This window comes from Sphingobium sp. FG58 (assembly GCF_057809055.1).
This window is the reverse complement of the sequence record NZ_JBMDJF010000023.1, coordinates 19,513-30,831: the sequence shown is the minus strand read 5'-3', so window position 1 is coordinate 30,831 and position 11,319 is coordinate 19,513. Positions and strand designations below refer to the sequence as shown.

The 11,319-nt window shown below is 64.5% G+C and carries 10 protein-coding genes; 3 read left to right on the top strand and 7 right to left on the bottom strand.

The window, feature by feature from the left end:
• Nucleotides 1–13: 13 nt before the first annotated feature.
• Genes kdpC through ACODR8_RS17990 form a run of 3 tightly spaced genes read left to right on the top strand, consistent with a single transcriptional unit; the run spans nt 14 to nt 3,974 of the window.
• Nucleotides 14–604, top strand: a complete 591-nt coding sequence (gene kdpC, locus ACODR8_RS18000) for a potassium-transporting ATPase subunit KdpC (protein ID WP_489008527.1) — start codon at nt 14–16, stop codon at nt 602–604.
• Complete coding sequence (locus ACODR8_RS17995) at nt 601–3,270, top strand: DUF4118 domain-containing protein (protein ID WP_489008526.1); 2,670 nt, start codon at nt 601–603, stop codon at nt 3,268–3,270. Before kdpC ends, ACODR8_RS17995 begins: the two co-directional genes overlap by 4 nt.
• Entirely contained in the window at nt 3,267–3,974 is a 708-nt protein-coding gene (locus tag ACODR8_RS17990) for a response regulator (RefSeq protein WP_489008525.1), read from the top strand. Before ACODR8_RS17995 ends, ACODR8_RS17990 begins: the two co-directional genes overlap by 4 nt.
• 16 nt (nt 3,975–3,990) lie before the next feature.
• Here ACODR8_RS17990 and ACODR8_RS17985 read toward each other — a convergent pair whose 3' ends face one another.
• The 7 genes from ACODR8_RS17985 to ACODR8_RS17955 form a co-directional block, all read right to left on the bottom strand.
• Nucleotides 3,991–4,491, bottom strand: a complete 501-nt coding sequence (locus ACODR8_RS17985) for a L,D-transpeptidase family protein (RefSeq protein WP_489008524.1) — start codon at nt 4,489–4,491, stop codon at nt 3,991–3,993.
• The gene (gene ribA, locus ACODR8_RS17980; protein ID WP_489008523.1) at nt 4,488–5,561 is read right to left on the bottom strand and encodes a GTP cyclohydrolase II; all 1,074 of its coding nucleotides are present in this window, start codon (nt 5,559–5,561) and stop codon (nt 4,488–4,490) included. Before ribA ends, ACODR8_RS17985 begins: the two co-directional genes overlap by 4 nt.
• Nucleotides 5,561–6,358, bottom strand: coding sequence for an exodeoxyribonuclease III (gene xth / locus ACODR8_RS17975; protein WP_489008522.1), 798 nt, complete (start codon nt 6,356–6,358; stop codon nt 5,561–5,563). The genes ribA and xth overlap by 1 nt, the downstream gene beginning before the upstream one ends.
• 259 nt (nt 6,359–6,617) lie before the next feature.
• Complete coding sequence (locus ACODR8_RS17970; RefSeq protein ID WP_489008521.1) at nt 6,618–7,253, bottom strand: LolA family protein; 636 nt, start codon at nt 7,251–7,253, stop codon at nt 6,618–6,620.
• A gap of 102 nt (nt 7,254–7,355) precedes the next feature.
• Nucleotides 7,356–9,674, bottom strand: a complete 2,319-nt coding sequence (locus ACODR8_RS17965) for an FtsK/SpoIIIE family DNA translocase (RefSeq protein ID WP_489008520.1) — start codon at nt 9,672–9,674, stop codon at nt 7,356–7,358.
• A gap of 250 nt (nt 9,675–9,924) precedes the next feature.
• Nucleotides 9,925–10,419, bottom strand: coding sequence for a GNAT family N-acetyltransferase (locus ACODR8_RS17960; RefSeq protein ID WP_489008519.1), 495 nt, complete (start codon nt 10,417–10,419; stop codon nt 9,925–9,927).
• A complete protein-coding gene (locus ACODR8_RS17955; RefSeq protein ID WP_489008518.1) occupies nt 10,420–11,319 on the bottom strand; it encodes a DMT family transporter in 900 nt (299 codons plus the stop codon).

Below are 11,319 nucleotides of genomic sequence, written 5' to 3'. Positions count from 1 at the left end.
GAAGGAAAGCATCATGGGCAAGGACTTCCTCACCTCTCTCCGGCCAGCGATCGTGCTGGCCCTCCTTTTCGCGGCTCTGCTCGGCATCGTCTATCCGCTGACGATGACTGGCATCGGCCAAGCCCTCTTCCCGCATCAGGCCAATGGCAGCCTGATCGAGGAACAGGGCAAGCTCGTCGGTTCTTCCCTCATCGGCCAGGGCTTTGCCGATCCGCGCTATTTCTCCTCACGCCCGTCTGCCGCTGGCAAGGGCTATGATGGCCTTGCCTCGTCAGGCTCCAATTTCGGTCCGACGAGCCAGGCGCTGGTCGATCGCACGAAAGCCGATGTCGCCAAATTTCAGCAAATGTCCCCCGGTCTCCCTGTTCCGTCCGACCTGGTGACAGCCTCCGCCTCAGGCCTTGATCCTGACATCTCGCCTGAGGCGGCTTTTTATCAAGTTGCGCGTGTCGCCGCCGTTCGCGGCCTGCCCGCGGCGCGCGTTCGCGCTCTGGTGCAGGACACGATCAGGACGCCGTTCCTGGGCTTCCTGGGCGATCCCAGCGTCAACATTCTCGATCTTAATCGACGACTGGACCGGATCAGCGCTACAACAGCACAGTGAACGACACCGACAAACGCCCTTCGCCAGAGTCCTTCCTGCGGGTAGCCGCGCAGGAAGGACGCGGCCGTCTCAAGCTGTTCCTCGGCGCGGCACCTGGCGTTGGCAAGACTTACGAGATGCTCAGCGACGGGATGCGGCGGCTCAAGTCGGGCGTCGATGTTGTGGTTGGCGTTGTCGAGACGCACGGCCGACGCGAAACCGAAGCGCTGATCGTGGGTCATGAAGTGATACCAAGGCGGCAGATCGACCATGGGGGGATCAGCCTTGGCGAAATGGATCTGGACGCCATTCTTGAACGGCAGCCAAAGCTCGCGCTGGTCGATGAACTGGCGCACAGCAATGCTCCGGGCAGCCGTCACCCCAAACGCTATCAGGACGTCGAGGAACTGCTCGACGCCGGTATCGACGTCTATTCGACGATCAATATCCAGCACATAGAGAGCCTGAACGACGTCGTCGCATCCTTCACCCATGTGCGCGTGCGCGAAACCGTGCCCGATTCGATCTTGGAAACCGCGGAGATCGAGGTCGTCGATATATTGCCCGACGAGCTGATCGAACGGCTGAAAGAAGGCAAGGTCTATATCCCGGCAGAGGCCACGCGGGCGCTCTCCCATTTTTTCTCCAAGTCCAACCTGACCGCCCTGCGGGAACTGGCGCTGCGCCGTGCCGCGCAGGCGATCGATACGCAGATGCTCGATTATGTCCGCGCCCACGCGCTGGCGGGCAGCTTCGCGGTGGGCGAGCGCGTCGTGGTCGCCGTCAGCGAGCAACCGAGCGCACCGGGCCTCGTCCGCGCTGCCAAACGCCTCGCCGATGCGCTCAAGGCGCCCTGGACCGCCGTGCATATCGAAACCCGGCGCGCGCAGGCCTTTTCCGACGAGGAGCGCAAGGCGCTGGCCGATACGCTGGCGCTGGCATCGCGACTGGGCGCGGCGACAGCCAGCATTCCGGCGGAAAATGTCGTCGAGGGTCTGCGAAGTTTTGCCGCCGATGCGCACGCGACCCAGATTGTCATCGGCAAGTCGAGCCGATCCTGGTGGTTTGAGCTGCGCCACGGATCCGTGGTGGATCGGCTTGTCCGCGATATCGGGTCGGTCGCGGTCCATGTCCTTCCATCAGACGACGATCTTGCGCCGCCACGGAGCCGGCATTCGACCCGCATGGCATGGGGCAAGCCGACCGACTATCTCTGGTCGGCGCTGATGATCGCCGCGATGACGGCGGTTGGCCGCCTGCTGCTGGAGGTCATCGACCTTGGCAATATCGCCTTGCTGTATCTGGTCCCGGTCATGTTCGCCGCAGCAACCTACGGCCTGCGCGCCGGGCTGTTTGCCGGGCTGGTATCGAGCCTTGCCTATAATTTCTTCTTCCTGCCACCGACCGGCACATTGACCGTCAGCAACCCGGAAAATGTCATCTCCATCCTCGTGCTGCTGGGCGTTGCGATCGTCACCAGCCAGTTTGCCGCGCGGGTCCGCGGGCAAGCCGATCTTGCCCAGTCCAGCGCGCGCCAGAATGCGGCGCTTGCCGGTTTCTCCCGGCAACTAACCTCCGCCGCCAGCCAAGATGATCTGATCCAGGCGATCTGCGCGGAGATTGCGCGGCTGCTTGACGTTCGCACGGTCATGCTGCTGCCGTCCGATTCCGGCCCCGCGCTGCGCGCTGCCTACCCGCCCGACGACAGGCTTCAGGAAATCGAGCGGGCAGCGGCGCAATGGGCGATGAACAATGCCCAACCTGCGGGTCGCGGATCATCGACGCTGACGGCATCCGACTGGCTGTTCCATCCGCTGCGCACCCAGCGCGGCGTGCTGGGCGTGCTGGGGATGGCGCGCGACGATGCGGGCGAACCGCTGCGATCGGATCAGACGCCCCTGCTCATGAGCCTTCTCGATCAGGCAGCGATTGCGCTCGATCGCATGGCGCTGGAGGAAGAGATGCAGGGCGCGCGGCAGATTCACGAACGCGACCGTTTGCGGTCCGCGCTGCTGTCCTCCGTCAGCCACGACCTGCGCACACCACTGACGACGATCATGTCTGCGGCGCAGGAATTGCGAAGAAAGCAACCATCGGCGCTGCTCGACACGATCGAGGGGGAAGCGCAGCGCCTCAACCGGTTCGTCGCCAACCTGCTGGACATGGCGAGGGTAGAAGCCGGTGCCCTGCCGATGAAGATCGAGCCGACCGATCTGTTCGACGCGGTGGCCAGTGCCATCAGGGACACCCGCCAGTCGCTTGTCGGCCATGAGGTCAGGGTCGACATTCCTTCGGACATTCCGCTGGTGCGCGTCGATCCGGTCCTGCTGCACCACTGCCTGATCAACCTGCTGGACAATGCGGGCCGTTATGGAGAGTCGGACACCCCGGTCACGATCAGCGGCAAGCGGGTCGCCGATGCCATCCTGCTATCTGTCATCGACGAGGGACCGGGCATCCCGGTCGGCGCGGAAAAGAAGGTGTTTGATACGTTCACGCGCCTGGAAGGATCGGACCGGGTCAAGCATGGCACGGGACTTGGCCTCGCCATCGTCAAGGGTTTTGCAGAAGCGATGGGCCTGGGCGTCGATGCTTCGACCAATAGCGAACCGCGCGGCGCCTGCTTCACATTGCGCATACCCGAACATCTCATCATCAGCGATTTTCCCGGCGAGCCACTGTCATGACCATCCGCCACAAGGTTCTTATCATCGATGACGAACCGCAGATCCGCAGGCTGATCAACGCGGCGCTCAGTCGCGCCAACTATGCGACCGTAGAGGCGGAAAATGCGCGCGACGCGCTGGAAAAATTGCGGACCGAGCGGCCGGATATCAGCCTGCTCGACCTGGGCCTGCCCGACCGCGACGGACTGGAACTGGTGCCTTTGTTCAAGCAGAAAAGCGATACGACCCTGATCATCGTATCAGCGCGGGACGCCACTGAAGAGAAGGTCGCAGCGCTCGATCTGGGCGCGGACGATTATCTGACCAAGCCCTTTGATACGGACGAATTGCTGGCGCGGGTTCGCGTGGCGCTGCGCAACCGCATGACCAAAGGCGGCGGCGTCCCGTCGGTCCGCGCGGGCAATGTCGAGATTGATCTGCTGGGCCGCGTGGTGAGGAAGGCCGGGCAGGAGGTGCATCTGACGCCCAAGGAATATGCGGTGCTGGCCCAGCTCGCCCAATTTCCCGGCCGTGTGATCACCCATGGCCAGATCATGAAGGAGGTCTGGCCCAAGGAACATGAGCATCATGTCGAATATCTGCGGGTCCTCATCCGCACCTTGCGGCAAAAGCTTGAGGATGATCCGCAGCGTCCGCAGATTATCGGCAACGAGCTGGGGATCGGTTACCGCCTCCGCTTCTCAAGCGAGCTGGCTGACGGTTAAGGTGACTGGCGCGATGTCAAACAATCTCCATCGCGTCGCCCGGTTGCAGCAGCGGTAGCAACCGCAGCATATCGGCCCGCTCGACCGCGACACAGCCGGCGGTCGGCCGGCCTTCCGACAGGTGGAAGAAGATCGCACTGCCCTGCCCCGGCACCGGCGGCCGGTCGTTATGGCCGAGGATGACGATCACGTCATAGGCGTCGTCGGCGCGGATCAGGCTTTCGGCAGAGAAACCACGCGGCAGGCGGACCGGGCGGTTATAGGCGGGATCGGCCGGGTCATCAGACCAGCCATCGCCCGCACGCACCCAGCGCCAGGGCAGACGCAACCCCGCCGGATCGACCTTGCCCGGTCGCAGCAGCACGCCTCGAAGCGGCCAGACGCCTAGCGGGGTGCAGCCGTCGCCCTCGCGCTTGTCGCTCGCCGCGCAGGCGCCGCCCCGACCAATGGTGCAGGCCATGCTGGTCGCGCCAAAGGTCAGGCGGCCCGCGCCGCTATCGACGCGGATCAGGCTCATAGCTGGTGGCCGGTCCGGTCGCGCTTGGTGGCGAGATAGCGTTCGTTATGCGGGTTGGTCGGCAGGATGATCGGCAGCCGTTCGGCCACGCTGATCCCCGCCGCCTCCAGCCCCGCCACCTTTTGCGGATTATTGGTCAGCAGCCGGACGGTGCGCACGCCGATCAGATCGAGCATCCGCGCCGCGACCGAAAAATCGCGCGCGTCGATGGCAAAGCCCAGCCGGACATTGGCGTCCACGGTGTCGAAGCCCTGATCCTGCATCGCATAGGCGCGCAATTTGTTGACGAGGCCAATGCCGCGCCCTTCCTGCCGCAGATAGAGCAGCACGCCCCAGGGCGCGTCGGCGATCTGGTGGAGCGCTTCGTGCAGTTGCGGGCCGCAGTCGCATTTCAGGCTGCCCAGCACATCGCCGGTCAGGCATTCGCTGTGCAGGCGGACGACGGGGGGCGAGGAGTCCCGTTTCCCGACAATGAGTGCGACATGTTCGCGCGGTTCATCCGGGCTGCGGAAGGCAATGATTTCCGCGCTTTCGCTGGCCGACACCGGCAGGCTTGCACGGGTGGCGATGGCGAGGTGGATCGCATCGTCATAGGCGTCGATCGCGTCGGCGCTGACATCGACATCCCGGTCGCCTTCGCCATCCAGCGCGAAATAGGCGGGGAGGATGCCGGCCAGGCGGGCGAGGCGCAGTGCGGCCTTTGCCGCCAGTGGCGCAGTGAGGGTGCGGGCCTGAAACGGTCCTTTAAGGGGAGAGGCAAGGTCCAGCACCGGGTCGGAGATGGCGGTCGCCACATCGGCGTCGATCCACGGCGCGCGGGCGATCAGCACCGGCATGTCGGGATCGGCCGCCGCGATCTGGTTGGCAAGTTTGAGCGTCTGGCCGCGCGCAGCGGAGATTAATATGTCGGCTTTGCCCGCAGGATCGAAGTCGGCCAGCGTGACCGCGTCCGCCCCTTCCACCGCCATCAGCCGTAACGCGCCATCGGCAGCCGACACCCGCACCGCCCAGCCGCGCCGCAGCGCGTCGATCGCCCGCGCCGCGTCGCGCCCGATCGCCCGCCTGTCCATCAGAAGGCGAATTCGGTGATGATGGGGATATGGTCGGACGGCTTGCCCCAGTTGCGGGCGGGTTCGACGACACGGTGGGCAACCGCCTTGTCGGCGACGTCGCGGGTCATCCACATATGGTCGAGCCGCCGACCGCGATCCGATTCGGCCCAATCCTTGGCGCGATAGCTCCACCAGGTGTAGAGCCGCGCTGGCGCCGGATGGAAATGACGGCCGATATCGACCCAGTCATTCGATGCCTGCAACCGGGCGAGAATTTCGCATTCGACCGGTGTGTGGCTGACGACGTTGAGCAATTGCTTGTGGCTCCACACATCGCATTCCAGCGGCGCGATGTTGAAATCGCCGGTCAATATGGTCGGCTTGTTATCCAGCGCCGACGACCATTGGATCATACGTTCGATAAAATCGAGCTTCTGGCCGAATTTGGGGTTCTGCTCCCGATCGGCAATGTCGCCCCCGGCGGGGACATAGACATTTTCGATCCGCACACCATTGTCCAGGCGAACGCCGACATGGCGCGCCTCGCCATTGGCCTGCCAGTCGAGCCGGTCATCCTCATGAATCGGCACCCGGCTCATGATCGCGACGCCATGGTGCATTTTCTGGCCGTTCAGCACCTGATGAACATAGCCCAGACGGCGGAACATATCGGCGGGGAAGGTCTCGTTCACCACCTTGGTTTCCTGAAGGCACAATATGTCCGGCGCTTCCTGGGTCAGGAATTGTTCGACGATGTCGATGCGCGCGCGGACGCTGTTGATGTTCCAGGATGCGATGGAAAGAGTGTCGGCCATGGTGTCGCACTAGGAGGCTAATCCGCGCCATGCAAGACGGCTGCGCGCACTGCCGACAAAGTAAGACCCCCGCTCCGGGGGCATGGAACGGGGGTCTCGATCGCGCCCTTGAAGCGCTTTGCGACGGGAGGCGTGTGCCGGGTAACAGGGGGGAAATCCCGGTTGGCCTCTCGCCGTGGAGTTCTAAATAGCGCCCCGGATATGAGCGGCAGATGAACGGAACTGCAAGTTTATCCGTCCATCGTGCGGGGCGCTCGTTTCACCCGCCCGCCGAGCGGCCCTTTGGCCTGGGATCGGTCCAGCGGAAGGCGGAATCGGCGATGGGCACGCCATAGCGCTGGTTCGACAGGCGGATGGCAGTGCGGTTGTTCTGCGAATCGAGCGCGACCCAGCCATAGAGTTGCAGGCCCGCCGGGCTGGCGGCGTCGCGGCGGAAAATCATGGTGATGGTGCCATATTCGGGCCGCTTGGGATCGCGCGCCTGCACGCTCAGGATCGACGGATCGCCAGTCGGCACGACCTTGCCAAATTTGGACAGATCCTTGCTCGGATCCAGCAGCGCGCCCAGCGGCGAATTGCCGATCGGCCAGCGCTGCACCTGCCGCACTTCATAATCGATCATGGTCAGCGCCTTTCCATCACCCACGATCAGCAACGGCACGCCCTTCTGATATTGAAAGCGGATCTTGCCCGGTTGCTTGAGCGTCAGCTGGCCGGTCAGCGTCTGGCCATTGCGGTCGGTCTGGCTGAAATCGGCGGTCATACTGCTGACCGCGCGGATATAGGCATTGACCCGGCTGAGTTCAGACTGACCCTGCTGCGCCAGCAAAGGCGCGGCGAGCGGGACGGCAAGGACGGCAGGCGCGAAGGCCAGCGCGAGACTGATGCGCTTCATGGAATACTCTCCGGTTGTTACGGATGCGGTGTAGGATGAAGCGATTGAACGACCTGTGAACCCGCCCGTTCCCTACCGTTCAGCCACGCCCCCCCTGTCAGGCTATAGCGGATTGCCATTTTCATCGCGCAGCACTTCGCGGCGGCCGACATGGTTGGGGGGGCCGACCAGCCCTTCTTCCTCCATTTTCTCGATCAGGCGCGCGGCGCTATTATAGCCGACCCGCAATTGCCGTTGCAGCCAGCTGGTCGAGGCCTTCTGGTTCTCGAACACCAGCTGGCACGCCTTGCGGAACAGCTGCGCGTCCGGGCTGTCATCGCCCAGATCCACGCCGTCGAGGGCGAAGCTGCCTTCTTCCGGTTCTTCGGTGACGGCTTGGATATAGTCGGGCTGGCCCTGCGCGCGCCAATGGTCGGCGACGACGCGGACTTCATCGTCGGACACGAACGGGCCATGGACGCGCATCAGCCCCTTGCCGCCGTGCATGTAGAGCATGTCGCCCTTGCCCAGCAATTGTTCGGCACCCTGTTCGCCCAGGATGGTGCGGCTGTCGATCTTGCTGGTCACGAAAAAGCTGATCCGGGTCGGCAGGTTCGCCTTGATGACGCCGGTGATGACATCGACCGAGGGGCGCTGGGTCGCCAGGATCAGGTGGATGCCGGCGGCGCGAGCCTTTTGCGCGAGGCGCTGGATCAGAAATTCGACTTCCTTGCCCGCCGTCATCATCAGGTCGGCTAGCTCGTCCACCACCACCACAATCTGCGGCAGCGGCTGGAAATCGAGCTGTTCTTCCTCATAGATGGGCTTGCCATTTTCGGGGTCGTAGCCGGTCTGGACACGGCGGCCCAAGGGCTTGCCCTTCGCCTTGGCGGCGCGGACCTTTTCGTTGTAATTGGCGAGGTTACGGACCGAGATGGACGCCATCATGCGATAGCGATCCTCCATCTGCTCGACCGCCCATTTGAGCGCGCGGATCGCCTTTTGCGGCTCCGTGACGACCGGAGACAGCAGATGCGGAATGTCGTCATAGGTCGACAGTTCCAGCATCTTGGGATCGATCATGATCAGGCGCAGCTGGTCCGGCGTCATGCGGTAGAGCAGGGACAGGATCATGGCGTTAAGGCCGACCGACTTGCCCGACCCGGTGGTGCCCGCGATCAGCAGATGGGGCATGGGGGCCAAGTCGGCGATGATCGGTTCGCCGGAGATATTCTTGCCCAGGATGATCGGCAGCGTCCCTTCACCGCCAAATTGTTCGCTGGTGATGAGTTCGCGGAAGGAGACGCCCTCGCGATGGGCGTTGGGCAGTTCGATGCCGATGACGGTGCGGCCGGGAATCGTCGCGACACGGGCCGACAGCGCCGACATGTTGCGCGCAATATCGTCGGCCAGCGCGATCACCCGGCTGGCCTTGATGCCCGGCGCTGGTTCCAGTTCATACATGGTGACGACCGGGCCGGGGCGAACCTCGACAATATTGCCCTTCACATGAAAGTCGTCGAGGACGGATTCGAGCAGCCGGGCGTTGCGTTCCAGCGCCGCCTTGTCGATCTTGCCGCCCTGGCTGGCGGGAACCGGGTTGAGCAGGTCGGGCGAGGGCAGCGAGCTATGGCCGAACAGATCATCCTGGCTGACCGGGGCCATGGGCCGCTGGGCGGGCGCGGGCTTGGGCGTCTGGATGGTGATCGGCGGCTTGGGTTCGTTGGACACGGTCTTGCGCGGGGCGATGACCCGTTCGCCGACCTCGTCTTCCTCTTCCTCATCCGCCGCACTGCTGCCCGCAAAGCCAAGGCTGGGCTTGGGCAGGCTGAGTTTGGGCAGGGCCGGGCGGCGCAGCGCGAGAATCGGCTTTTCCAATGCCAGGCTGCGATAACAGGCGACCAGGCCACCGATCATCGCGATGATCACGATGGCCCCGGTAATCCATGGCTGCGCCACCGGTACTTGCGCCGTCAGGCTCAATATTCCCTTGGCAGTGACCAGCGCGATCACCCCGCCCCAGCCCGCGGGCAGGCCGACCAGCGGATTAGTCTGGAACAGGGCCAGCGCGATCCCGATGAGGATGATGCCGAACAGGCATTGGCCAAACTGCCCCTTCCACGCGCTCATATCCTGATCGCCCCACAGACGGCGCGCGGTAACCGCCATCAGCGGCAGGATGAGCGCGATGGGTACGCCCAGCAGCCAGAGCAGGAAATCGGCGGTCCAGGCACCCGGTGCCTGCATAACATTGGCGACATGATCGCCCGCCACCGTGTTCATCGACGGGTCGCTGGGCGTATAGCTGAGCAGCGCCAGCGCCAGGAACAGGGTCGCCAGCATCAGCGCGATGGCACCGATCAGCGCACCGCTGCGGAGCAGGCTGCGCTTGAGCATTTCGCGCCATTCGGGCGTGCGCTTCACTGTGCGGCTGACAGCCATGTTAACCCCGTGTCCCCCAAATGTTCCGTTTGCGCACAATGCGCCGGGCGGGGAGTCGGCGTCAAGGGTGTGCGCCCACGGCTCGTCCCGACTGATCCGTAACATTCCGTATGGCGGGCGGGGTCAGCGGCGGGGCAGGAAGATGCCCGAAAGGAATTCACCATGATCGCCGACTATTTCCCTGCCGTCGTTGCCCTGTCGCTGGGCGCCTTTGCCGCCATGCTGATCTTTGTCAGTGTCGAGGATGCGCTCAAGCGGTGATCGGGGCCGCGGCGGCGAGCGCGCGGAGCGCTTCACCGTCGAGCCGCTGCACCGTCCATTCGTCCATCGGCTGCGCGCCGATGGCGCGATAGACGGCGATGGCGGGTGCGTTCCAGTCCAGCACCGCCCATTCCAGCCGGGCGCAGTCGCGATCCAGCGCGATCTGCGCAAGCCGGGCGAGCAACGCCCTGCCCGCGCCCATGCCCCGCGCGTCCGGCTGCACGAACAGATCCTCCAGATAAAGACCCGGCCGCCCTTCAAAGGTCGAGAAATTGTGGAAGAAGAGCGCGAAGCCGATCGCCGCGCCGTCGCTTTGCGCGATCAGCACTTCGGCCATCGTGCGCGGACCGAACAGGTAGCGGGCCAACGTCGCGGGGTCCGCCTTCACCGCGTGGGACAGCTTTTCATACGCCGCCAGCGCATGGATAAAGCCCACGATCGCGTCGAGATCGTCCGGCGTTGCGGGGCGGATGGTCAGGGTCATTCAGGCGGTTCCCGGTTCGACATGGGCGATAGCCGCCCGTTTGCCTCGTGCGGTTATCAGGCAGGCGGCGATGATGAGGGCTGCGCCCGCCACTGTGGTCAGGGTCAGCCGCTCGCCAAAGGCCAGCCAGCCGACCACCGCCGCCCAGAGGAAGGCGCTATATTCGACCGGGATCAGCCGCTGCGCCTCCGCCCTTGCATAGGCCCAGGCCAGCGCGGCAAGCGAGGTGAAAGCCAGACCCGCCGCCAGCAGGATCAGCGGGATCGCTGACGGCGCGGGCAGCCGGGCGTAGAAAGGCGCGCCGATGGCGAACACGCCCAACATGACAAGATGCTGGAAGAAGGCGACCTCGATCGGGGACGCGCGCTGCGCCTGCTGGCGTTGAAGGATGAGGTTCCAGGCGAACAGCACCGCCGACGCCAGCACCGCCAGCGCACCCAGCAAAGCGTCGCGATCATAGTGGCCTTGCAAACGCCCAGACAGGATCACGCCGACGCCGACCAGCCCCAGCACAGATGCACCGATTGCCTGTCGCCCGATCGTTTCGCCCAGCAGCAGCGCGGCGAGATAGAGCGCGATCAGCGGCGCGATGAAGGACAGGGCTATCGCTTCGGCGAGCGGCATACGCATCAGCGCCCAGAAGAACAGCCCGGCCATCAGCGCCACGACCGAGCCGCGCAGCATGTGCAGGCGCAGCACCGTCCGGTCGGGCCAGCGCTGGCGGGTGAGGAGCATCAGGCCAAGGCCAAGCAGCGTCCCCGTGATCGCCCGCCACAACAGGGCGTTGTAGAGACCGATGGCGAGGCTCAGCCCCTTCATCGCCGCATCCATCACCGAAAACAGCGCCACGCCGACGCAGCAGACGGCAAAGGGAATGAGGAAGCTGGAGCGCGCGGGCAT